We start from the raw sequence: 21,632 nt of genomic DNA, 5'->3' as shown, positions 1-21,632 counted from the left end.
GCAGGCCACGGCCGCGCATGCCGGCCGGCAGGCTCAGTGGCCGGCGCGCGCCTCGATGTCCGCCACCACGGCCACTTCGGGGTCGCCGAAGTGCGCCGCCAGCGTCCGTTCCAGCCCCGCCTCGACCGCGTCCTCGACCCGGCGCGCCAGGTCGCCGACGTCGAGCGCCAGCGCCGTGTCCGGTTCGCCGTCTTCGCGCTGCGCGCTTTCCGCCGCCGCCCAATCGAACACGAACAACCGGTAGACGTCGGCCAGGCGCAGGCTGGCCGGATCGGCCAGCAGCACCCAGTTCTCCTGGTTGCCGCGACGGTTGAAACGCCAGCCGGCCCGCGTCCGGGCGTCGTCCTGCACCCGGCCGACCCAGCCCGCGCCCACCATGCGGTCCAGCAGGCGACCCAGTTCGTCGTAGCCGATCCGGGTGTGATCGCGGATCGTGCTGCTGGCCACCAGCGCATTGCCGCTCAGCTTCGCGCTGCCGTACAACACCTTGAGCACCGACATCGCGTCGACGAAAGCGCCGCCCGGCGCCGGCTGATACCACCAGCGCTCGTGCTTGACCACCGGCAGCGCCGCCGTCAATACCGCGCCGACCAGCGTGATCATCCAGGTCACGTAGATCCACACCAGGAACAAGGGCAGCGCCGCCAGCGCGCCGTAGATGATGGCGTAGGTCGGGAACTGGCGGATGAACAGGCCGAAGCCGCGCTTGGCGATCTCGAAGGCGAGCGCCGCGGCCAGCGCGCCCCAGAAGGCGTCGCGCCACGCCACTTTGCAGTTCGGCACCATGACGTACAGCAGGGTATAGCCGGCGGTGGTCACCGCCACCGAGGCCACGGTGAAGAACAGGGTGCCGAGTACGGAGGCGTCCTGCTCCAGGCCGCCGGTCACGTCCACCAGTTGCGACGTAAAGCTGATCGACAGGCCGAACAACGCCGGCCCCAGCGTCAGCAATGCCCAGTAGACCAGCAGGCGCTGGGCCAGCGGACGCGGCAGGCGCACGCTCCAGATCTGGTTGAACACGCGCTCGATCAGGCTCATCGTGGCAGCCGTGGTGAACAGCAGCGCCACCCCGCCGAGCGCCGACAGGCCCTTGGCCTGGTCGGCGAAATGGGTCAGGTTGCCGCTGATGGTGCTGGCGATCGCCTTGGGCATCAGGTTCTGCACGAACCAGGCGTCGATCATCCCGCGCACCTGGCCGAAGGCCGGGAACATCGTAAAAATGGCCAGCACGATGGTGAGCAGAGGCACCAGGGCCAGCGTCGTGGTGAACGTCAGGCTGCCCGCCACTTGCGGCAGGCGCTCTTCGCGCAGGCGACGCGCGGCGAAGCGCACCAGGTCGCGCGCTTCAGGCCAGGTCAGGCCGCGCCCGGCGCCGCTCCCCGCGAACTCGGCGCCGGCATGCGGCGCCCGGTCAACCGTCTTGTTCAGCATGGTGTTGGATTCACCGTATTCGTCATCGTCGCCAGCATGTCATTTCAACAAAGCGCACTATAATACCAAGGATGAACATGACCCCACTGAGCATCCTCGTCCTCTATTATTCGCGCCATGGCGCCACGCGCAGGCTGGCCGAGCTGATCGCCCAGGGCGTCGACAGCGTGCCGGGGGCCGAGGCCCGGCTGCGCACCGTGCCGCCGGTGTCGTCGGTGGCCGAAGCGACCGCACCCGGGATTCCCGACCAGGGCTCGCCCTACGTCGACCATGACGACCTGCGCGAATGCGCCGGCCTGGCGCTGGGCTCGCCTACGCGCTTCGGCAATATGGCGGCGAGCATGAAATACTTCCTCGATGGCACCGCCACCGAATGGGTCAATGGTACGCTGTCCGGCAAGCCGGCGGCGGTCTTCGCGTCCACCGGCAGCCTGCACGGCGGCCAGGAGGCGACCCTGCTGTCGATGATGATCCCCTTGCTGCACCACGGGATGATGGTGCTGGGCCTGCCGTATACCCATCCCGAATTGATGAACACCGCCAGCGGCGGCAGCCCCTACGGCGCGACCCATTGGGCCGGCGTCGATGGCAAGCGCCCCGTCACCGAAGAAGAGCGTACGCTGGCGATTGCGCTCGGTCGCCGCCTGGCAGAGGCGGCCCTGAAACTGCAGGGAAGCCGCTGATGGGAACAGGGAAAAAAGTCTTTCACGTAGGGGCGATCGCCAGCCTGATCTGGCTGATCGGCTGGCTGGTCGCCTGGGAAGTCTTCGTGGCGCCGCTGCAGCCAGGCAGCTGGCTGCTGGCGCTGAAGGCCTTGCCCCTGTTGTTGCCGCTGCGCGGCGTCATCAAGCGCGACCTGTACACGCTGCAATGGTCGTCGATGCTGGTCCTGATCTATTTTGCCGAAGGCGTCGTGCGCGCCTGGGCCGACCAGAGTGCGACCTCGCGCCACATGGCCATCGGCGAGATCGTGCTGGTCGTGGTGTACTACTTCTGCGCCCTGCTCTACCTGCGTCCCTACAAGAAAGAGGCGCAGCGCCTGGCCAAGGAATTGCTGGACAAGGTCAAAGTACCGCATGGCTGAACCGCGAGTCGATGCGCTGCTGGCGCGCTGCCGCGCGATCGTCGGCGACGCTTACGTCGTGACCGACGCCGTGGCGATGGCGCCCTTCATGGCGGACTGGCGCGGCCGCTACAGCGGAAGCGGCCGGGCGGTGGTCCTGCCCTCTGACACCGCGCAAGTGGCCGCCATCGTCGCCGCCTGCGCCGCGGCGCGCGTGCCCCTGGTCCCGCAAGGCGGCCGCACCGGCCTCGTCATGGGGAGCGTTCCGGACACCTCGGGCCACGCCATCGTCCTGTCGCTGCGGCGCCTGAACCGCATCCGCGCCATCGATCCCCTGAACCGCACCATGACAGCCGAGGCCGGCTGCATCCTGGCCGACGTGCAGGCGGCGGCCAGCGCCGCCGGGATGCTGTTTCCGCTGTCGTTGGCGGCCGAAGGCAGCTGCACGATCGGCGGCAACCTGTCGACCAATGCCGGCGGCACCGCCGTCCTGCGCTACGGCAACGCCCGCGCGCTGTGCCTGGGCCTGGAAGTCGTCAACGCCCAGGGCGAGGTCTGGGATGGCTTGCGCGGCCTGCGCAAGGACAACACCGGCTACGCGCTGCGCGATCTCTTCATCGGCGCCGAGGGCACGCTGGGCGTGATCACGGCGGCGGTGCTGACGCTGTATCCGGCGCCGCGCGCCGCGCTCACGGCCCTGGTCGCCCTCGACTCGCCGCGCCAGGCCGTAGAGCTGCTCGGCCTGCTGCAGGCGCGCTGCGGGGCGTCGCTCACCGGCTTCGAGCTGATGTCCGCCTTTTGCCTGGGCCTGGTGGCGGCGCAATTTCCCGCGCTGCCGCGGCCGTTCGCGCAGCAGCATCCACAATATGCCCTGGTCGAACTATCGAGCAATGAATCCGACGCCCACGCCCAGGCGCTACTGGAGTCGAGCATCGGCGAGGCGCTCGAGTCCGGCGCGGCGCGCGACGCCGTGGTCGCGACCTCGCACCAGCAGGCAATGGATCTGTGGCGGCTGCGCGAACACATCCCGCCGGCGCAGGCGGCGGCCGGCAAGAACATCAAGCACGACATCTCGCTGGCGGTGTCGCGCATCCCCGACTTCATCGCGCGCGCCGACGCCGCGCTGCAACAGGCCTTTCCCGGCTGCCGGCCGGTCACCTTCGGCCACCTGGGCGACGGCAACCTGCACTACAACGTGGCCGCGCCAGCCGGGGAGGCGATTGACGCCTTCCTGGCGCACCAGGAAGCCGTCAACCGCATCGTGCACGACCTGGTTGCGCAGGTCGGCGGCTCGATCTCGGCCGAGCACGGCATCGGCATGCTCAAGCGCGAAGAACTGGTGCGCTACAAGTCGCCGGTCGAACTCGGCATGATGCGTGCCATCAAAGCCGCGCTCGACCCGCTCGGCATCATGAATCCCGGGAAGATTCTATGACCGGGAGCCGCGCATGTTACGCTTGCTTATCGTCGCCACGGCCTGCATCCTGTGCCCGGCGCACGCCGCCGGCGCCATCTACAAGTGTCTTGAGGGCGGCCGCGTGACCTACGCCGACCGCCCCTGCCCGCGCGCCGGCGCCGAGTTGCCGGTGCGCGCCGCGCAGCCGCCCGATCCCGAGACGCTGGCGCGCCTGGATCGTGCGCGCGACATGGCCCTCGAGATAGACAAGCAGCGCGCCGAGCGGGCGCTACTCGACGAGCGCGACGCCGAACGCGCCCGGCGCGCGGCGCTGGCCCTGCGCAAGCGCTGCGACAAGCTGCGCCTGCAGCGCCGGTGGCTGGAGGAAGACCTGGCGCGAACCGACGCGGCCGCCCGCGAGGCGGCGCGGATCAAGGCGCGGCGCCAGGCCGAGACGCTGGCGGTGGAATGCCCGGCCTGAACCGGCTGTCCCGCTGGCTGTTGCTCGGCGAGTGGCGCGCGCATCCGGTGCGGGCGCTGGTCGCCATCGCGGCGATCGCCGTTGGCGTGGCGATGGGCTTCGCCATCCACCTGATCAACGCCGCCGCCTTCAACGAATTCTCGGCCGCGGTCAAGAGCTTGTCGGGCCAGGCCGACATCCAGGTGCAAGGCCGCGAGCCGCTGTTCGACGAATCCGTCTATCCCTTCCTGGCCGAACATCCCGAGGTGGCGCTGGCCTCGCCCATCCTCGAGGTCCAGGCCGGCGTGCCGGGAGCCGAAGGGCCACTGCGCGTCATCGGCATCGATCCTTTCCGCGCCGGCGCGATCTCTCCCGACCTGCTCGGGGTGACGGGCGCCGGGCGCCGGCTCGACATCCTGGCCGACGACGCGCTGTTCCTGTCGCCGGCGGCCGAGGCCTGGCTGAACAAGCAGCGCGGCGACGCCCTGCTACTGCGCACCGGCACCGGGGTAGTGACCCTGCGCGTAGCCGGGCCGGTCCAGCGCGCGCGCGCCGGCCAGCGCCTGGCGGTGATGGACATCGGCGCCGCCCAGTGGCGGCTCAACCGGCTGGGCCAGCTGTCGCGGGTCGACCTCAAGTTGCGCGACGGCGTCGACCGCGCCGCCTTCCAGCGCGGCCTCGCCGCAGAACTCGAGCGCCGCTGGCCAGGCCGCTTCACGGTCGGCCAGCCGAACGACGCCGAACAGGAAAGCCGCACCGCCAACATGAGCCGCGCCTACCGCGTCAACCTCACCGTGCTGGCGCTGGTGGCACTGTTTACCGGCGCCTTCCTCGTGTTTTCGACCCAGGCGCTGTCGGTGATGCGGCGGCGCAGCCAGTTCGCGCTGCTGCGGGTGCTGGGCCTCGAACGCGGCCAGTTGCTGCGCCAGGTGCTGCTCGAAGGCGGCAGCCTGGGCGTGCTCGGCGCGCTGCTCGGCATCGGCGCCGGCTATGCGCTGGCCGCCGCCGCGCTGCATTTCTTCGGCGGCGACCTGGGCGCCGGCTACTTCCCCGGCATCCGCCCGCAGGTTGCGTTCACGCCCGGCGCCGCCTTTGTATTCTTCGGGCTGGGCCTGGGCGTGGCCCTGCTCGGCTGCCTGGCGCCGGCCTGGGAGGCGGCGCGCGCACGCCCGGCGGTGGCCATCAAGTCCGGCGCCGACGAGGCGCCGCTCACGCGCCTGGCGCGGGTCTGGCCCTCGCTCGCGTGCCTGGGGCTGGCCGCGCTGTTCGCCTTCGCGCCGCCGGTGTTCGAGCTGCCGCTGTTCGGCTACCTGGCGATCGCCCTGCTGCTGGTCGGCGGCATCGGCCTGATGCCGCGCTTCGCGGCGCTCACCTTCCGCGCGCTCGACGCCGCGCTCGCGCGGCGCAAGCGCAGCCCGGCGGTGCTGGCGCTGTCGCTCGCGCGCCTGGCCAACGCCCCGGGCCAGGCCTCGATTGCCCTGGGCGGCATCCTGGCCAGCTTCAGCCTGATGGTGGCGATGGGGATCATGGTGTCGAGCTTCCGGGTGTCGGTCGACGAGTGGATGGGCCACATCCTGCCGGCCGACCTGTACGTGCGCACGGTCGATGCCGGCGGCACCGGCTTCCTGAGCGGCGAGCAGCAGCAGGCCCTGGCGAACCTGCCCGGGGTCGAGAAAGTCCAGTTCCTGCGCACCCGGCGCGTGTCACTCTCGCCCGAACGGCCGCCGGTCGTCGTCATCGCCCGCGACATCGACGCCAGCGATCCCGCGCGCCTGCTGTACCTGGTCGGCGCCACCGCGGCGATCCCGGCAGGCGCCCGTCCGGCCTGGGTGTCGGAAGCGATGCTCGACCTGTACGGCGCCCGCGTCGGCCAGCGCCTGGCCCTGCCCCTGGGCGGCGCACAGGCCGAGTTCTTCGTCGCCGGCGTCTGGCGCGACTACGCCAACCAGGCCGGCTCGGTGGTGATCCAGCTGCACGACTACCGGCGCCTGACGGGCGAGCGCGACGTCACCGACGCCGCCCTGTGGGCCGCGCGCGGCGTGGACCCGGCGACGCTGGAGGGCAGCTTGCGCGCGCTGCCGTTCGGAGCATCCCTGAACCCGATGCGGCCCGGCGAGATCCGCGCCACGAGCCTCAGGATCTTCGACCGCAGCTTTGCCGTCACTTACCTGCTCGAAGCGATCGCGATCGCGATCGGCCTGTCGGGCATCGCGGCCAGTTTTTCGGCCCAGACTTTGGCAAGGGCGCGAGAATTCGGTATGCTGCGCCACGTCGGCGTCACCCGGCGCCAGATATTGCAGCTGCTCGCCTTCGAGGGTGGACTGCTGACAAGCCTCGGCGTCGTCGCCGGTTTCGCGCTCGGGCTGGTAATCAGCCTGATCCTGGTGTACGTGATCAACCCGCAGTCCTTTCACTGGACCATGGGTTTGCACCTGCCCTGGCCCCTGCTCGGCAGCGTGGCCGCGGTGCTGGTCGCGGCGTCATGTGCCACCGCGCTGGTCTCGGGACGCCAGGCATTGTCCGGCGGTCCGGTGCGCGCGGTCAGAGAGGATTGGTAATGCATCTTGTATCGAGTTTGTTGTTGCTGTTGTCGCTGTTGTCGCTGTCGGCCCATGCGCAGGGGCCGACCCAGTTGCCCGCTTATGCGCCGGTCACGCCCGGCGCCGGTCTGACGTTCCCGCGCGACTACGGGGCCCATCCGGAATTTCGCACCGAATGGTGGTACGTCACCGGCTGGGTCGAGACGCCCGACAAGCGTCCGCTTGGCTTTCAGGTCACGTTCTTTCGCACCCGCACCGGCGTTGATAACGCCAACCCGAGCCACTTCGCGCCGCGCCAGCTGGTGATCGGCCACGCGGCGCTGTCCGATCCCCAGGTCGGCCGCCTGGTGCACGACGAGCGCAGCGCGCGCGAGGGTTTCAGCATGGCCTGGGCCCGGCCCGGCAACACCGACCTGAAACTGGACGACTGGCGCATGGTCCGCGACGCAAGCGGCGTCTACCGCGTCACCATCCGCTCCAACCAGCTCACGCTCGAACTGCGCCTGCGCCCGACCCAGCCGGTGCTGGTGCAGGGCCAGGGCGGCTATTCGCGCAAGGGACCCAGCGCCCAACACGCGAGCTATTACTACAGCGAACCGCACCTGGAGGTGTCCGGCACGGTCGGGCGCGCGGGCATGGCAGCGACGCAAGTGACCGGCAGCGCATGGCTCGATCACGAATGGTCGAGCGAGGCGCTGCAGCCCGACGCCGTGGGCTGGGATTGGGTCGGCGCCAACCTCGACGACGGCGGGGCCCTGATGGCTTTCCAGATCCGTGACCGTCAAGGTGGTAAACTATGGGCGCACGCCACCCGGCGCGACAAGGCCGGCAAGGTGGTGCACTACGCGCCCGAGCAGATCACCTTCACGCCGCAAACGCACTGGAAGTCGCCGCGCACCGGCGCCACGTATCCGATCGCGACCACGATCACCACGGGCGGCCAGAGCTGGCAGGTGGTGCCGCTGCAGCAAGACCAGGAACTCGACTCGCGCCGCTCGACCGGCGCCGTGTACTGGGAGGGCGCGGTCACGATCCAGCAGAACGGCCGCCGGGTGGGCCGCGGCTACCTCGAGATGACCGGCTATGTGCAGCCCATGAAGCTTTGACCAGACATCGGCAACAAGAACAACCGACACAAAATGACCGACACGCCAGAACACGATGACCGTCCGTAACACCGGCAAGACCGACCCAGAGCCATCCAGCAAGAGCAGCCTGGCCACCCTCAGGGGCCTCGGCCCCTTCCTGCGTCCCTACCGCCGCCAGTTCCTGCTGGCCGGCGTCGCGCTGCTGTTCGCCGCCGGCGCCACCCTGGCGATCCCCGCGGCCTTCAAGCAAATGATCGACATGGGCTTCGGCGCGGCCGGCGCCGCATCTGGCACCAGCGCGGCCACCAGCGCGGCCGGCGCCGCGATCGAAGGCGGCAGCCTGGAACACATCAACGCCACCTTCCTGGCCCTGTTCGGCGTGGCCGCGGTGCTCGCGGTGGCCACCGCGGCGCGCTTCTACATGGTCTCCTGGCTGGGCGAGCGCGTCACCGCCGACATCAGGAGCAGCGTCTACGGCCACGTGGTGCGCCAGAGCCCCGAATTCTTCGAGACCACCCGCACCGGCGAAGTGCTGTCGCGCCTGACCACCGACACCACGCTGATCCAGACCGTGGTCGGCACCAGCATCTCGCTGGCGCTGCGCAACACCCTGCTGTTCTTTGGCGGCCTGGTGATGCTGTTCGTGACCAGCCCGCGCCTTTCCTCCATCATCCTGGGCCTCCTGGTGCTGGTGGTGCTGCCGATCGTGCTGTTCGGACGCCGCGTGCGCAAGCTCTCGCGCGATTCGCAGGACCGCATCGCCGACGCCTCGGCGGTGGCCGGCGAGATCCTGAACGCGATGCCGACCGTGCAGGCGTTTACCCGCGAAGCCCACGAATCGGGCCGCTTCTCGAGGGAAGTCGAAGGCGCCTTCGCCACCGCGATGCGGCGCATCCGCGCGCGCGCCACGCTGACCATGCTGGCCATTGTGCTGGTGTTCGGCGCCATCGTGTTCGTGCTCTGGCTCGGCGCCCACGCCGTGCTCGAAGGAACCATGACCGGCGGCGACCTGGGCCAGTTCATCCTGTACGCCGGCATCGTGGCCGGCTCGGTCGGCGCCCTGTCGGAAGTGATGGGCGACGCCCAGCGCGCCGCCGGCGCCACCGAACGCCTGCTCGAGCTGCTCGGCGCGCGCTCCGAGATCCAGGATCCGCTGCAGCCCAGGGCGCTGCCTGCACGTACCGAAGGCACGGACGGCGGCGCGCGCGTGACGCTCGACGACGTGACCTTCGCCTATCCGTCGCGCCTGGACGAAGCCGCCCTGTCGCACCTGACGCTCGACATCCGCCCCGGCGAGACGGTGGCCGTGGTCGGCCCTTCCGGCGCCGGCAAGACCACCCTGTTCCAGCTGCTGCTGCGCTTCTACGATCCGCAGGCGGGCAGCATCCGCCTCGATAGCGTCGACGTGCGCGACCTGGCGCTGCAGACGCTGCGCGGCGCGGTCGGCATCGTGCCGCAGGACACCGTGATCTTCTCGCTCGACGCCATGGAAAACATCCGCTATGGCCGCCCGGACGCCAGCGACGACGAGGTGATCGCGGCGGCGCGGATGGCCGCGGCCCACGATTTCATCGAGCGCCTGCCGCAGGGCTATGCGTCGTTCCTGGGCGAGCGCGGGGTGCGCCTGTCGGGCGGGCAGCGCCAGCGCATTGCGATCGCGCGCGCCCTGCTCAAGAACCCGCCGCTGCTGCTGCTGGACGAAGCCACCAGCGCGCTCGACGCCGAATCCGAACGCCTGGTGCAGCGCGCGCTCGAAGCCGCGATGGTCGGCCGCACCACCATCATCATCGCCCACCGCCTGGCGACGGTGCAACGGGCCGACCGCATCATCGTGCTGGACGAAGGGCGAATCGTCGAATCCGGCACCCACGCCGAGCTGATCGCGCTGCATGGCGTGTATGCCAACCTGGCCGCGCTGCAATTCCAGACCCACGCGCCGGTGGCCGCATGACACCCGCATAAGGCAATCCGTAGCAATACGTAGCAAGCCGACAAGCTGTTGTTACAGGGACACCCAAAGTCATTCCATAACTCACTAATTGTTGCGGTGCGAAAACTTAGCGGGGTATTATCGCGTCTAATATCTCTCTACTTTTTCCGCACATTCAATGAGCAACCGCAAATTTAGAACTGCCACCTGGAATGTTGGGACGCGCATCAGCGTCGTCACCTTTTTGCTTGCCGGCGCCATCATTGCCGCCCTGATCGCGACCATCACCGTCCTGACCTCCGGCATGCTCGAGCGGCGCGCCGTCGACAGCGTGAGGAACGAACTGCACGGGGTCGCCAGCACCGTCGACCTGTTCAACCGGACCGTCAGCAGCCAGGCGGTCAGCTTCGGTCGCATCTTCCACGCCGGCCTGCCGGGCGACTTCGCGCTGGACGAAGCGACCACCGTCGACATCGGCGGACGCCAGGTGCCGACCCTGAGCGTGGCCGGCAAACCGCTCAATCTCGACTTCAGCGCACCGGACGCGTTCACAGAACGCACCGGCGGCAACGCCACCATCTTCGCCGTCACCGGCGAGGACTTCGTGCGCGTGACGACGTCGGTCAAGAAGGAGAACGGCGAGCGCGCGGTGGGCACTGCCCTAGACAAGGCCTCGCCGGCCTATCAAGCGCTGCGCGCCGGGCGCAACTACGTGGGCCTGACCACGCTGTTCGGCAAGCAGTTCATTACCCAGTACGAGCCGGTGCGCGACGCGGCCGGCAAGGTCGTCGGCGCGCTCTACGTCGGGGTCGACATCACCCCCGACGTGGCCGCACTCAAGGAGCGCATCAGCGCCGTCAAGGTCGGCGAGACCGGCTACTTCTACGTGCTGTCGTCGGCGCCGAAGACCTATGGCGACCTGATCGTCCACCCGAGCAAGGAAGGCGAGAACATCCTCGACAGCCAGTCGGCCGACGGCCATCCCTTCATCAAGGAAATCCTCGAGAAGAAGGAAGGCACGATCAACTACGACTGGAAGAATCCGGGCGAGAACAGCGCGCGCGAAAAGTTCGCGGCCTATTCGGAGATGAAGGACTGGAACTGGGTCATCGCCGGCGGCACCTACCGCGACGAGATCACCGCCGCCGCCACCGAACTGCGCAACCGCTACATCCTGTTCGGCCTGCTGGCGCTGGCCGTGCTGGCCAGCGTGCTGTACTTCCTGGTGCGCGCCACCGTCACCCGTCCGCTGGCCGAGGTGCAGGCGGTCGCCACCCGCATCGCCGACGGCGACCTGACCGCCCAGGTCAAGGCGCGCCGCGACGACGAGATCGGCCGCCTTACCGGCGCCATCAACGAGATCGGCGCACGCCTGTCGAGCGTGGTCGGCCAGGTGCGCGACGGCGCCGAGCACATCGCCACCGCCTCGCAACAGATTTCGAGCGGCAACCTGGACCTGTGCAGCCGCACCGAGGAACAGGCGGCGAGCCTGGCCACCACCGCCTCGTCGATGGACCAGCTGACCACGACCGTGCGCCAGAACGCCGACAATGCGCGCCAGGCCGACCAGCTGGCCCGCAGCGCCTCCGAGGTCGCCCAGAAAGGCGGCAGCACGGTGTCGCAGGTGGTGGCGCGCATGGATTCGATTTCCCAGGCGTCGCGCAAGATCTCCGACATCACCAGCGTGATCGACGGCATCGCGTTCCAGACCAATATCCTGGCGCTGAACGCGGCCGTGGAAGCGGCCCGCGCCGGTGAACAGGGCCGCGGCTTCGCGGTCGTCGCCAGCGAAGTGCGCAACCTGGCCCAGCGCTCGGCGGCCGCCGCCAAGGAAATCAAGAGCTTGATCGAGGCGTCCAACAGCGAAGTCGATGCCGGCAGCCAGCTGGTCGGCCAGGCCGGCGTCACGATGCAGGAAGTGCTGGACAGCGTGCAGCGCGTGACCGACATCATGTCCGAGATCAGCAGCGCCAGCCAGGAGCAGACCCAAGGCATCGAGGAAATCAACCGCTCAGTGGTCGAGATGGACACCGTGACCCAGCAGAACGCGGCCCTGGTCGAAGAGGCCAGCGCCGCGGCCCAGGCCATGCACGAGCAGGCCGAAGCGCTGGCGCAGTCGGTGCGGCGCTTCCACCTGGCCGACGAGCGCGAGACCACCGCGCTGGCCGCGCCCGGTCGCCGCGCGCTGATCGAGAACTGATGTTCTTCTGAAAATCCGCCAGCCGGTCCTTGGAACCGCGCCGGCGGCGGTGTACAGTAACGGGCTCGCCTTCCAGGAGCCCGTCGTGCCCGACACCGACCTGCAGCGCCGCTGCCACACGATCTTTCCCGGCCATCGGCCGCAACGCCCGGCCGAGCTGTTCGCCGCCATGGCGGCCTGGTGCGACAAGCACGACGTCGCGCACGACGTCTACGGCAACGGCGAACTGCTCCAGGACTTCGAACGCAAGGTGGCTGCCCTGCTGGGCTTCGAGGCGGCCGTGTTCTGCATCAGCGGCACCATGGCCCAGGTCACGGCGCTGCGCCTCGGGGCGCACGAGTTCGCCGCCAATGGGGGCAGCCGCCTGGTGGCCCTGCATCCGACCTCGCACATCCTCGTGCACGAACGTTCCAACTACCAGTTGCTGGACCATTTCCAGGCGCTGTCCGTTGGCGAGCGTCATCGTCCCTGGCTTCATGCCGACCTGGCCGCGGTGCCGGACCGCCTCGGCGCCGTCGGCCTCGAAATACCGATGCGCGAGATCGGCGGCCAGCTGACTGACTGGGACGAGCTCGAGGCGATCAAGCGCCACTGCCGCACCCGCGGCATCCACCTGCACATGGACGGCGCGCGCCTGTGGGAGGCGGCGGCCGGTTATGGCCGCGGCGTGGCCACGATCGCGGCCGGCTTCGATTCCGTGTACGTGTCGCTGTACAAGGGCATCGGCGGGCTCGGCGGGGCCATGCTGCTCGGCAGCCGCTCCTTCGTGGACTGCTGCGCCGAGTGGTTGCGGCGCCAGGGTGGCAACGTCATCCACCGCTCGCCCTATGTCGTGGCGGCGGCCATGCAGTTCGACGCGCGGCTGGCGGCGATGCCCGCGTATTTCGAGCGCACCCGCTTCCTGTACCAGGCCTTGCGCGCGCATCCCGCACTGCGCGTCAACCCCGCCGCGCCGCAGGCGAACATGCTGCATATCCACCTGCCGGTGGAGCGCGAACGCGCGCTGGCGGTGCGCGACGCGCTGGCGCGCGAACACGGCATCTGGATGTTCAACCGCGCCGTGCACGGCGCGCTGCCGGCGTCCTCTGTCATCGAGATCTACGTCGGCGACAACCTGCTGTCGATGCCCGACGCCGCGGTGCATGACGCGCTGCGGCGGTTCGCCGCGGCACTGGCGGACAGCGCTCCCGCCGAATGCTAGAATGACGGATTGTCCAGTCCCATAATGCAATGCGCCAATATCTCGAATTCATGCGCCATGTGAAAGAGCATGGCGCCATCAAGACCGACCGCACCGGTACCGGCACCCGCTCGGTGTTCGGCTACCAGATGCGCTTCGACCTGCAGCAAGGCTTCCCGCTCCTGACCACCAAGAAGGTGCACCTGAAGTCGATCATCCATGAACTGATCTGGTTCCTGCAGGGCTCGACCAATATCGGCTACCTGAAGGACAACGGCGTGACCATCTGGGACGAATGGGCCGATGCCGAGGGCAACCTCGGTCCGGTCTATGGCTATCAGTGGCGCAGCTGGCCGACGCCGTCCGGCGCGCACATCGACCAGATCACGCAGGTGCTCGACCAGATCCGCACCACGCCCGACTCGCGCCGGATGATCGTCTCGGCCTGGAACGTGGCCGACGTGCCGGCCATGAAACTCCCGCCCTGCCACGCCCTGTTCCAGTTCTACGTGGCCGACGGCAAGCTGTCCTGCCAGCTGTACCAGCGCAGCGCCGACATCTTCCTGGGCGTGCCCTTCAACATCGCCTCGTATGCGATCCTGACCCACATGATGGCCCAGCAGGCGGGCCTGGAAGTGGGCGACTTCGTCTGGACCGGCGGCGACTGCCACCTGTATTCGAACCACATGGAACAGGTCGAGCTGCAGCTGTCGCGCGAGACCCGCGCGCTGCCGCGCCTCGAGATCAAGCGCCGGCCGGACTCGCTGTTCGACTATCGCTTCGAGGACTTCGAGATCACGGGCTACGATCCGCATCCCGCGATCAAGGCGCCGGTGGCCGTATGAACAGCGCACCCCACCTGACCCTCGTGGTCGCGGTCGACGCCAACAACGGCATCGGCCTGGACAACCAGCTGCCCTGGCACCTGCCGGCCGACCTGGCGCACTTCAAGCGCGTCACCCTGGGCAAACCGATCATCATGGGCCGCAAGACCTTCGACTCGATCGGGCGCCCGCTGCCCAAGCGCCGCAACATCGTGGTCACCCGCAATGCCGGCTGGTCGCACGAAGGCGTCGACAGCGCGGCCTCGCTCGACGCCGCCATCGCGCTGCTGGACGGCGAGCCGGCCAGCATCATCGGCGGGGCCCAGGTATTCATTGAGGCGATGGAGGTCGCCGACGCCATGATCGTCACCCACATCGACCACGCCTTCCGCTGCGATACCTTCTTCCCGCCGATCGACCCGGACGTGTGGGTCGAGACCGCGCGCGAAACCCACCGCGCCGACGAGCAGGGTTTCGACTATGCCTTCGTGACCTACGAACGCAAGGGCGCCCGGTGAGCGCAGCGGCGACGCTGCTCACCAAGGGCATCCGGCGCGCCGGACGCCGGCTCGGCTAGAGTGCGCCACCCTTGCGGGACAGTGGCTAACCTAGCAAAAAAAACTTGCACCGGGAGCCGTGTTTTCTGCGAAAATCCGCTTCTCATTTTTCTACGGTGCCGTGCGCGGCGGCCAGCTCCTGTCGGAACCATCCGCCGAGGACCTGCCGCTTCCACGGCGCTTCGTTTTGGAGCTGTCCATGAAATTTCGTTTCCCTATCGTCATCATCGATGAGGACTTCCGCTCGGAGAACACCTCCGGTCTCGGCATTCGCGCCCTGGCGGCCGCAATGGAACAGGAAGGCATGGAGGTGGTCGGCGTGACCAGCTACGGCGACCTGTCCCAGTTCGCCCAGCAGCAATCGCGCGCATCGGCCTTCGTCCTGTCGATCGACGACGAGGAATTCGGCGGCGGCTCGCTCGAAGAGACCGATTTCGCGCTGACGGGCCTGCGCGCCTTCGTGAAGGAAATCCGTCACAAGAACGCCAACATCCCGATCTATATCTATGGCGAGACGCGCACCAGCCGCCACATTCCGAACGACGTCCTGAAGGAGCTGCACGGCTTCATCCACATGTTCGAGGACACCCCGGAATTCGTGGCGCGCCACATCATCCGCGAGGCCAAGGCCTACCTGGACAGCCTGGCGCCGCCGTTCTTCCGGGCGCTGGTCAACTACGCCTACGACGGCTCCTATTCGTGGCACTGCCCGGGCCACTCGGGCGGCGTGGCGTTCCTGAAGTCGCCGATCGGCCAGATGTTCCACCAGTTCTTCGGCGAGAACATGCTGCGCGCCGACGTCTGCAACGCGGTCGAGGAACTGGGCCAGCTGCTCGACCATACCGGCCCGGTGGCCAAGTCCGAGCGCAACGCCGCGCGCATCTACAGCGCCGACCACTGCTACTTCGTGACCAATGGCACCTCCACCTCGAACAAGATGGTGTGGCACTCGACCGTGGCGCCAGGCGACATCGTCGTCGTGGACCGCAACTGCCACAAGTCGATCCTGCACTCGATCATCATGTGCGGCGCGATCCCGGTGTTCCTGATGCCGACCCGGAACCACCTGGGCATCATCGGCCCGATCCCGCTCGAAGAGTTCACGCCCGAATCGATCGCCCGCAAGATCGAGGCGAATCCGTTCGCGCGCGACGCCGTCAACAAGAAACCGCGCATCCTCACCATCACCCAGTCGACCTACGACGGCGTGGTGTACAACGTCGAGACCCTGCGCGAAATGCTGGACGGGAAGATCGACACCCTCCACTTCGACGAAGCCTGGCTGCCGCACGCGACCTTCCACGACTTCTACAAGAACATGCACGCGATCGGCCAGAACCGTCCGCGCGCCAAGGAGTCGATGATCTTCTCGACCCAGTCGACGCACAAGCTGCTGGCCGGCCTGTCGCAGGCGTCGCAGGTGCTGGTGCGCGAATCCGAATCGGTCAAGCTCGATCAGGATGCCTTCAACGAGGCCTACCTGATGCACACCTCGACCTCGCCGCAGTATTCGATCATCGCTTCGTGCGACGTCGCCGCGGCCATGATGGAAGCGCCAGGCGGTACCGCCCTGGTCGAGGAATCGATCCTGGAAGCGCTGGACTTCCGCCGCGCGATGAAGAAGGTCGACGAGGACTTCGGAGACGACTGGTGGTTCCAGGTCTGGGGCCCGGATAAATTCTCGGAAGAAGGCATCGGCACCCAGGACGACTGGATGATCCGCGCCGAAGAAAACTGGCACGGTTTCGGCAACCTGGCGCCGGGCTTCAACATGCTCGACCCGATCAAGGCCACCATCGTGACCCCGGGCCTGGACCTGTCGGGCCACTTCGGCGAGACCGGCATCCCGGCCTCGATCGTCACCAAGTACCTGGCCGAGCACGGCGTCATCATCGAGAAGTGCGGCCTGTACTCGTTCTTCATCATGTTCACCATCGGCATCACCAAGGGCCGCTGGAACACGCTGGTGACGGCGCTGCAGCAGTTCAAGGACGACTACGACCGCAACCAGCCGATGTGGCGCGCGATGCCGCAGTTCGCCTCGGCCAACCCGCGCTACGAGACCCGCGGCCTGCGCGACCTGTGCACCGAGATTCACGGCTTCTACAAGTCGCGCGACGTGGCGCGCCTGACCACCGAGATGTACCTGTCGGACATGATCCCGGCCATGAAGCCGTCGGACGCCTTCGCCAACATGGCGCACCGCAAGATCGAGCGCGTGGCGATCGACGAGCTGGAAGGCCGCATCACCGCGATCCTGCTGACGCCCTACCCGCCGGGCATCCCGCTCCTGATCCCGGGCGAGCGCTTCAACAAGACCATCGTCGACTACCTGCGCTTCGCGCGCGACTTCAATGAACGCTTCCCGGGCTTCGAGACCGACGTCCACGGCCTGGTCAAGCGCGAGGTCGACGGCAAGCGCGGCTACTTCGTCGATTGCGTGATGCAGGACGCCTGACGGCGTCCGTAGCGGCGCGGGCCGCTACCCGCCGCGAAAGGCCCGGAGCGATACCGGGCCTTTTTCTTTGCGTCTCGTCGCAGCATGCACACCAGCGACGCCGACGCCGCGACACCTGGCGCGCGGCGCGCCAGGAATGCCAGAACAACGATCAGGTCTTCGGCAGGGTCACGCCGCGCTGGCCCTGGTACTTGCCGCCACGGTCCTTGTACGAGGTCTCGCAGACTTCGTCGCTTTCGAAGAACAGCACCTGGGCGCAGCCTTCGCCGGCGTAGATCTTGGCCGGCAGCGGGGTCGTGTTCGAGAACTCGAGGGTCACGTAGCCTTCCCACTCCGGCTCGAACGGCGTCACGTTGACGATGATGCCGCAGCGCGCGTAGGTCGACTTGCCGAGGCAAACGGTCAGCACGTTGCGCGGGATGCGGAAGTACTCGATGGTGCGCGCCAGCGCGAACGAGTTCGGCGGGATGATGCAGACGTCGCTCTTGACGTCGACGAAGGAGTTCGAATCGAAGTTCTTCGGGTCGACGATGGTGCTGTTGATGTTGGTGAACACCTTGAATTCGTCGGCGCAGCGGATGTCGTAGCCGTACGAGGAGGTGCCGAACGAGATGATGCGGCGGCCGTCCTGCTCCCGTACCTGCTGCGGCTCGAACGGTTCGATCATGCCGGTGCTTTCCGCCATGCGGCGGATCCATTTGTCGCTCTTGATAGTCATTGTCGGTTTCCAGCAGGGAGAAAATCCCGCGATTTTACGCGAAATGGCAACGCCGGTGATGGTCCCCGATGGCCGGCCTGTCAATATAGATTGCGGACGAGCGAAATTGTGAATACCATCAGTTACCCACTTCGATGGAGATCCCCATGCAACACCTGACCAGGGCCGTGATCGGCGTGTTTGTCCTGACCCTCGCCGCATGCACGACCGCGCCGACCACCGAACAGCCGACGCCGCCGGCCGCAGCGGCGCCCGCCATCGCGGCCAGGGTCGACGATGAATCCCTGACCGGCTCGCGCATCCCGAAAAAAGGCGGCGGCGACCGCACGGTCAAGACCGTCGGCGCGCGCGACGCGCGCGACGCGTTCGACAACCAGGCCAAGCCCCTCGACCGCCAGTAGGCTAAGTACTCAACCGGAAATAAATGTGAATTTTGGCAAACAGAACCGGAGGTGCGGCTTGCCGATGCGGTCCAAGGCGGGAACTGCGCCGCAGTGCGAGCACTGCAAGCTGGAGCCAACGCAGCAACGCGCCGGTTCTGGCAGCCAAAAACACATTTATTGACGGGTGAGTACTTAGGGCCGCGAAGGCGCGGCCAGCAGGCGCCCGATCATCGCGTGCGCCAGGCGCGCCGTCTCCTGCGGCTTCTCCAGCGGATACAGGTGGCCGCCTTCGATCATCACCAGGTTCTCGCCCACCAGCTTGCGGGTGGCGGCCATGCCGGCCTGGCGCATCTCTTCCGAGCGGGTGCCGGCGACAAAGCCGACCGGCACCGGGAACGGTTCGCGGATCACGGCGTCCATGTGATGCGGGAGCGTCTGGTAGATGGCCGACTCGACGTCGCGCCGGAAGCGCAGGGTCACCCCTTGCGGATGCGGCGCCAGGCCGTGCTCCAGGTAGTCGTCCAATGCGCCCGGGGCCCATGCCTGGAAGATCGGCTTGGCGCTGAAATGCGCGTAGGCGGCGTCGCGGCTGGGCCACAGCTCGCGGCGCTTGCGCGCGAAGCGCGCCGGCGACAGCCGTTCGCCCCAGCCGGCCAGCTTCGCCAGACGCCAGCCGAGCGCGCGCCAGCCCGCCACCACGGGCGAATCGAGCATCACCACGCAGCGCGCCAGGTCGGGGCGGCGCTTGGCCGCCAGCATGCACAGCATCCCGCCCAGCGAATGGCCGACCAGGATCGCCGGCCGGCCGTAGCCTTCCAGGTGCTCGACCAGTTCGTCGACCAGCGCGCCCCAGCCGTCGGCGACCGGATGGCGCGGATCGTGGCCGTGCATGTCAAGGGTGCGCACGTCGTAGTGCTCGCGCAGCTGCGCCAGCAGGCGGTTGTAGGTGCCGGCCGGGTAGCTGTTGCCGTGGGCGAAATGAAGGAGGGGTCTGGACATGGTGCGGGCGCGATCGAATGCAGGAGCGCCCCATTGTAATGTCCAGTGCCGCCAGGCGGTCCGCCTTTAGAAGGAAACGCCTACAAGCGGCCCGGCGGTATGGCCCTTGGCCGCATTGCCTGTTACGCTCGCCATCTGCAGCGCCGTGCCGTCGCCAAAGAACTCGCCGCTGGCGTCACCGATACGCGCCAGGTGGTGCACGCTGCCGGCGTGGTGTGGCGGGTGGTGCAAGACCGCCCCAAGGAGGTAAATCCGGGTAAAGCCGCGCCATGCGCAAGAGACCGCGGCGCGCGACTGCGCTATCCTGTCGCCATGAACCAAGTATTGCTGATCGACGACGACGTCGAACTCGTCGGCATGTTCGCCGAATACCTCGAACGGGAAGGTTTCAGGGTCGCCTGCGTCCACAACGGCGAGGATGGCGCGCGCGAAGCGCTCAGCGGCCGCCACGCCATCGCCATCCTCGACGTCATGATGCCCGGCGCCAGCGGCATCGATGCGCTGCGCCGGATCCGCGCCGAAAGCCGCATCCCGGTATTGATGCTGACCGCGCGCGGCGACGACGCCGACCGCATCCTCGGCCTCGAACTGGGCGCCGACGACTACGTGGCCAAGCCATGCACGCCGCGCGAACTGACGGCGCGGGTGCGCGCCATCCTGCGCCGCACCCAGGCGCAGCCCGAGAGCAGCCCGGGCGCTGCCCTCACGGTGGGCAAGCTGACCATGCATCCCGAGGGGCGGCGCGCCACCTGGGACGGCCAGCCACTGGACCTGACCAGCACCGAGTTCAACCTGCTGGAAGTACTGGCCCGCAATGCCGGAAAGCCGGTGAGCAAAAGCGACCTGTCGGAACAGGGCCTGGGTCGGCCGCTGGCGCGCTTCGACCGCAATATCGACGTCCACCTGAGCAGCCTGCGCCACAAGCTCGGACCGCTGGCGGACGGCCGCTCGTGCCTGCAGACCATCTACCGCCAGGGCTACCAGTTGATCCGGGACTAGCATGGGGCGGCTGTTCTGGAAGTTCTTCCTTTGCATTCTACTGGCGCAGCTGACCGCCACCATTGCCATCGGCGGCGCCTTCTGGCTGCGCGACCAGGCGCGCCAGAAGGCCAGCTCGAGCCTCGATTCCGGCCCACCGGCCGCAGTCGCCCTCGACGCGGCCGCCGCCACCCTGCGCTACGGCGGCGAAGCGGCGCTGCGCGGCCTGCTGGCCGACCTGCGGCGCCCGCAGCTGTACGTGCTGGACGCGGGGCGCCGCGACCTGCTCGGGCGCGCGGCGCCGGCCGAGCTGCTCAAGGAAGCCGAGCGCCAGCTCGGCAACGGCGAACAGCGCGGCGCGCGGCGCCTGGTCGGCCCCGACGGCGCGCAATACCTCGCGTTCGTGCCGCGCCGGTACGGGCGGCCGGAACGAGCGCGGGGCGGACCGCCCGATCCGTTGACGCCGGCGCTCGACCCCGGCGCGCGCCGCCGCATCGGGCAGACCGTCGTGATCGGCGCCGCGGTCGTGGCCAGCCTGCTGTTCGCGGCCCTGCTGGCCTGGTATTTCTCGCGCCCCATCCGCGCCCTGCGCAGCGCCTTCGAGGCCGCCGCCGCCGGTGACCTGGCGCCGCGCTTCGGGCGCGCCACCAAGGGCGGCGACGAGCTGAGCGACCTGGGACGCGATTTCGACCGCATGAGCGGCCGCCTGCGTGCCCTGATGGACGGCCAGCGCCGCCTGCTGCACGACGTTTCGCACGAGCTGCGCTCGCCGCTGGCGCGCATGCAGGCCGCGGTCGGGCTGGCGCACCAGCAGCCGGACAAGTTCGCGAGCACGCTCGAACGCATCGAGCGCGAGAGCAACCGCATGGACAAGCTGATCGGCGAGCTGTTGACGCTGTCGCGCCTGGAAGCCCTGCCCGACGCGCTGCGGCGCGAGCCGGTCGACCTGGCCGAGCTGGCGGACGGCATCGTGGCCGACGCCCGCTTCGAGGCTGCGCAGCAGGAGGCGGGCGATGGGCCGACAACCAGCATCGCCATGCGCTTCCTGGTCGAGGCCGAAAGCAGCGTCGGCGTGACCGGCGACCCCGACCTGCTGTGGAGCGCCCTGGAAAACGTGGTGCGCAACGCCGCCAAGCACGGCGCCGGCGGAGGCGCCGTGACCGTCGCGGTGAGCGCCGGCGACGGCCTGGCGCGCATCGACGTGTTCGATCGGGGGCCGGGCATCCCGCCGGCGGACCTGGGGGCGGTATTCCAGCCCTTCTTTCGCGCCGGCGCAGCGCGCGCCGGCGCCAGCACCGATGGCCACGGCCTGGGGCTCGCGATCGCCCAGCGCGTGGTGCAGGCCCATGGCGGCGCGATCGTGGCGCGCAACCGCGAGGGTGGCGGACTGCGGGTGACGATCACGTTGCCGCAGGCGTGAGCCCACA

At 68.5% G+C, this 21,632-nt stretch carries 19 protein-coding genes; 15 read left to right on the top strand and 4 right to left on the bottom strand.

Features of this window, described 5'->3' with window-relative positions:
• Nucleotides 1–33: 33 nt before the first annotated feature.
• A complete protein-coding gene (locus ACZ9AQ_RS11215; protein WP_429204913.1) occupies nucleotides 34–1,431 on the bottom strand; it encodes a YihY family inner membrane protein in 1,398 nt (465 codons plus the stop codon).
• A 71-nt stretch (nucleotides 1,432–1,502) separates the two neighbouring features.
• Here ACZ9AQ_RS11215 and wrbA point away from each other — a divergent pair, with 71 nt between their 5' ends.
• The 12 genes from wrbA to ACZ9AQ_RS11155 all read left to right on the top strand — a co-directional run bounded on the left by wrbA (nucleotide 1,503) and on the right by ACZ9AQ_RS11155 (nucleotide 17,127).
• Nucleotides 1,503–2,114, top strand: a complete 612-nt coding sequence (gene wrbA, locus ACZ9AQ_RS11210) for an NAD(P)H:quinone oxidoreductase (RefSeq protein WP_429204912.1) — start codon at nucleotides 1,503–1,505, stop codon at nucleotides 2,112–2,114.
• Nucleotides 2,114–2,515, top strand: coding sequence for a DUF2069 domain-containing protein (locus tag ACZ9AQ_RS11205; RefSeq protein ID WP_429204911.1), 402 nt, complete (start codon nucleotides 2,114–2,116; stop codon nucleotides 2,513–2,515). The genes wrbA and ACZ9AQ_RS11205 overlap by 1 nt, the downstream gene beginning before the upstream one ends.
• Nucleotides 2,508–3,929, top strand: a complete 1,422-nt coding sequence (locus ACZ9AQ_RS11200; RefSeq protein WP_429204910.1) for an FAD-binding oxidoreductase — start codon at nucleotides 2,508–2,510, stop codon at nucleotides 3,927–3,929. Before ACZ9AQ_RS11205 ends, ACZ9AQ_RS11200 begins: the two co-directional genes overlap by 8 nt.
• A 13-nt stretch (nucleotides 3,930–3,942) precedes the next feature.
• Nucleotides 3,943–4,371, top strand: a complete 429-nt coding sequence (locus ACZ9AQ_RS11195; protein ID WP_429204909.1) for a DUF4124 domain-containing protein — start codon at nucleotides 3,943–3,945, stop codon at nucleotides 4,369–4,371.
• Entirely contained in the window at nucleotides 4,359–6,908 is a 2,550-nt protein-coding gene (locus ACZ9AQ_RS11190) for an FtsX-like permease family protein (RefSeq protein ID WP_429204907.1), read from the top strand. Before ACZ9AQ_RS11195 ends, ACZ9AQ_RS11190 begins: the two co-directional genes overlap by 13 nt.
• The gene (locus tag ACZ9AQ_RS11185; RefSeq protein ID WP_429204906.1) at nucleotides 6,908–7,996 is read left to right on the top strand and encodes a lipocalin-like domain-containing protein; all 1,089 of its coding nucleotides are present in this window, start codon (nucleotides 6,908–6,910) and stop codon (nucleotides 7,994–7,996) included. Before ACZ9AQ_RS11190 ends, ACZ9AQ_RS11185 begins: the two co-directional genes overlap by 1 nt.
• A gap of 55 nt (nucleotides 7,997–8,051) precedes the next feature.
• On the top strand, nucleotides 8,052–9,929 hold the full coding sequence (locus ACZ9AQ_RS11180) for an ABC transporter transmembrane domain-containing protein (protein ID WP_429204904.1): 1,878 nt from the start codon (nucleotides 8,052–8,054) through the stop codon (nucleotides 9,927–9,929).
• A gap of 157 nt (nucleotides 9,930–10,086) precedes the next feature.
• Nucleotides 10,087–12,108 carry a methyl-accepting chemotaxis protein gene (locus tag ACZ9AQ_RS11175; RefSeq protein ID WP_429204902.1) on the top strand — a complete coding sequence of 674 codons (2,022 nt, stop codon included), beginning with the start codon at nucleotides 10,087–10,089 and terminating at the stop codon, nucleotides 12,106–12,108.
• 85 nt (nucleotides 12,109–12,193) lie between these two features.
• Nucleotides 12,194–13,309, top strand: a complete 1,116-nt coding sequence (locus ACZ9AQ_RS11170) for a threonine aldolase family protein (RefSeq protein WP_429204900.1) — start codon at nucleotides 12,194–12,196, stop codon at nucleotides 13,307–13,309.
• A 29-nt stretch (nucleotides 13,310–13,338) separates the two neighbouring features.
• Nucleotides 13,339–14,133 carry a thymidylate synthase gene (locus ACZ9AQ_RS11165; RefSeq protein ID WP_429204899.1) on the top strand — a complete coding sequence of 265 codons (795 nt, stop codon included), beginning with the start codon at nucleotides 13,339–13,341 and terminating at the stop codon, nucleotides 14,131–14,133.
• Nucleotides 14,130–14,630 carry a dihydrofolate reductase gene (locus tag ACZ9AQ_RS11160; protein WP_429204898.1) on the top strand — a complete coding sequence of 167 codons (501 nt, stop codon included), beginning with the start codon at nucleotides 14,130–14,132 and terminating at the stop codon, nucleotides 14,628–14,630. Before ACZ9AQ_RS11165 ends, ACZ9AQ_RS11160 begins: the two co-directional genes overlap by 4 nt.
• A 238-nt stretch (nucleotides 14,631–14,868) precedes the next feature.
• Nucleotides 14,869–17,127 (top strand): Orn/Lys/Arg family decarboxylase, encoded by a 2,259-nt coding sequence (locus ACZ9AQ_RS11155; protein ID WP_429204896.1) that lies wholly within the window; start codon nucleotides 14,869–14,871, stop codon nucleotides 17,125–17,127.
• 151 nt (nucleotides 17,128–17,278) lie between these two features.
• On the opposite strand, the gene dcd is transcribed toward ACZ9AQ_RS11155, so the two are convergent.
• Nucleotides 17,279–17,845, bottom strand: a complete 567-nt coding sequence (dcd, locus tag ACZ9AQ_RS11150) for a dCTP deaminase (protein WP_429204894.1) — start codon at nucleotides 17,843–17,845, stop codon at nucleotides 17,279–17,281.
• A 146-nt stretch (nucleotides 17,846–17,991) separates the two neighbouring features.
• Between dcd and ACZ9AQ_RS11145 the strand changes: the two genes are divergently transcribed.
• Nucleotides 17,992–18,246 (top strand): hypothetical protein, encoded by a 255-nt coding sequence (locus tag ACZ9AQ_RS11145; protein WP_429204893.1) that lies wholly within the window; start codon nucleotides 17,992–17,994, stop codon nucleotides 18,244–18,246.
• 174 nt (nucleotides 18,247–18,420) lie between these two features.
• Here ACZ9AQ_RS11145 and ACZ9AQ_RS11140 read toward each other — a convergent pair whose 3' ends face one another.
• Together ACZ9AQ_RS11140 and ACZ9AQ_RS11135 are read right to left on the bottom strand one after the other, a co-directional pair.
• Nucleotides 18,421–19,227, bottom strand: coding sequence for an alpha/beta fold hydrolase (locus tag ACZ9AQ_RS11140; protein WP_429204891.1), 807 nt, complete (start codon nucleotides 19,225–19,227; stop codon nucleotides 18,421–18,423).
• 66 nt (nucleotides 19,228–19,293) lie between these two features.
• A complete protein-coding gene (locus ACZ9AQ_RS11135) occupies nucleotides 19,294–19,458 on the bottom strand; it encodes a hypothetical protein (protein ID WP_429204890.1) in 165 nt (54 codons plus the stop codon).
• 81 nt (nucleotides 19,459–19,539) lie between these two features.
• Between ACZ9AQ_RS11135 and ACZ9AQ_RS11130 the strand changes: the two genes are divergently transcribed.
• Together ACZ9AQ_RS11130 and ACZ9AQ_RS11125 are read left to right on the top strand one after the other, a co-directional pair.
• Nucleotides 19,540–20,226, top strand: a complete 687-nt coding sequence (locus tag ACZ9AQ_RS11130; protein ID WP_429204889.1) for a response regulator — start codon at nucleotides 19,540–19,542, stop codon at nucleotides 20,224–20,226.
• A 1-nt stretch (nucleotide 20,227) separates the two neighbouring features.
• Nucleotides 20,228–21,625 (top strand): ATP-binding protein, encoded by a 1,398-nt coding sequence (locus tag ACZ9AQ_RS11125; RefSeq protein ID WP_429204888.1) that lies wholly within the window; start codon nucleotides 20,228–20,230, stop codon nucleotides 21,623–21,625.
• Nucleotides 21,626–21,632: the final 7 nt, after the last annotated feature.

This window comes from Massilia sp. UYP34 (assembly GCF_056279385.1).
Note: the sequence above shows the minus strand (reverse complement) of the source record. Positions and strands in the feature narration are given on the sequence as shown.

What these genes read in the sequence shown, in the direction of transcription:
- ACZ9AQ_RS11215 (WP_429204913.1), bottom strand. Translation starts at nt 1,431, where the DNA reads ATGCTGAACAAGACGGTTGACCGGGCGCCGCATGCCGGCGCCGAGTTC.
- wrbA (WP_429204912.1), top strand. Translation starts at nt 1,503, where the DNA reads ATGAACATGACCCCACTGAGCATCCTCGTCCTCTATTATTCGCGCCAT.
- ACZ9AQ_RS11205 (WP_429204911.1), top strand. Translation starts at nt 2,114, where the DNA reads ATGGGAACAGGGAAAAAAGTCTTTCACGTAGGGGCGATCGCCAGCCTG.
- ACZ9AQ_RS11200 (WP_429204910.1), top strand. Translation starts at nt 2,508, where the DNA reads ATGGCTGAACCGCGAGTCGATGCGCTGCTGGCGCGCTGCCGCGCGATC.
- ACZ9AQ_RS11195 (WP_429204909.1), top strand. Translation starts at nt 3,943, where the DNA reads ATGTTACGCTTGCTTATCGTCGCCACGGCCTGCATCCTGTGCCCGGCG.
- ACZ9AQ_RS11190 (WP_429204907.1), top strand. Translation starts at nt 4,359, where the DNA reads ATGCCCGGCCTGAACCGGCTGTCCCGCTGGCTGTTGCTCGGCGAGTGG.
- ACZ9AQ_RS11185 (WP_429204906.1), top strand. Translation starts at nt 6,908, where the DNA reads ATGCATCTTGTATCGAGTTTGTTGTTGCTGTTGTCGCTGTTGTCGCTG.
- ACZ9AQ_RS11180 (WP_429204904.1), top strand. Translation starts at nt 8,052, where the DNA reads ATGACCGTCCGTAACACCGGCAAGACCGACCCAGAGCCATCCAGCAAG.
- ACZ9AQ_RS11175 (WP_429204902.1), top strand. Translation starts at nt 10,087, where the DNA reads ATGAGCAACCGCAAATTTAGAACTGCCACCTGGAATGTTGGGACGCGC.
- ACZ9AQ_RS11165 (WP_429204899.1), top strand. Translation starts at nt 13,339, where the DNA reads ATGCGCCAATATCTCGAATTCATGCGCCATGTGAAAGAGCATGGCGCC.
- ACZ9AQ_RS11160 (WP_429204898.1), top strand. Translation starts at nt 14,130, where the DNA reads ATGAACAGCGCACCCCACCTGACCCTCGTGGTCGCGGTCGACGCCAAC.
- ACZ9AQ_RS11155 (WP_429204896.1), top strand. Translation starts at nt 14,869, where the DNA reads ATGAAATTTCGTTTCCCTATCGTCATCATCGATGAGGACTTCCGCTCG.
- dcd (WP_429204894.1), bottom strand. Translation starts at nt 17,845, where the DNA reads ATGACTATCAAGAGCGACAAATGGATCCGCCGCATGGCGGAAAGCACC.
- ACZ9AQ_RS11145 (WP_429204893.1), top strand. Translation starts at nt 17,992, where the DNA reads ATGCAACACCTGACCAGGGCCGTGATCGGCGTGTTTGTCCTGACCCTC.
- ACZ9AQ_RS11140 (WP_429204891.1), bottom strand. Translation starts at nt 19,227, where the DNA reads ATGTCCAGACCCCTCCTTCATTTCGCCCACGGCAACAGCTACCCGGCC.
- ACZ9AQ_RS11130 (WP_429204889.1), top strand. Translation starts at nt 19,540, where the DNA reads ATGAACCAAGTATTGCTGATCGACGACGACGTCGAACTCGTCGGCATG.
- ACZ9AQ_RS11125 (WP_429204888.1), top strand. Translation starts at nt 20,228, where the DNA reads ATGGGGCGGCTGTTCTGGAAGTTCTTCCTTTGCATTCTACTGGCGCAG.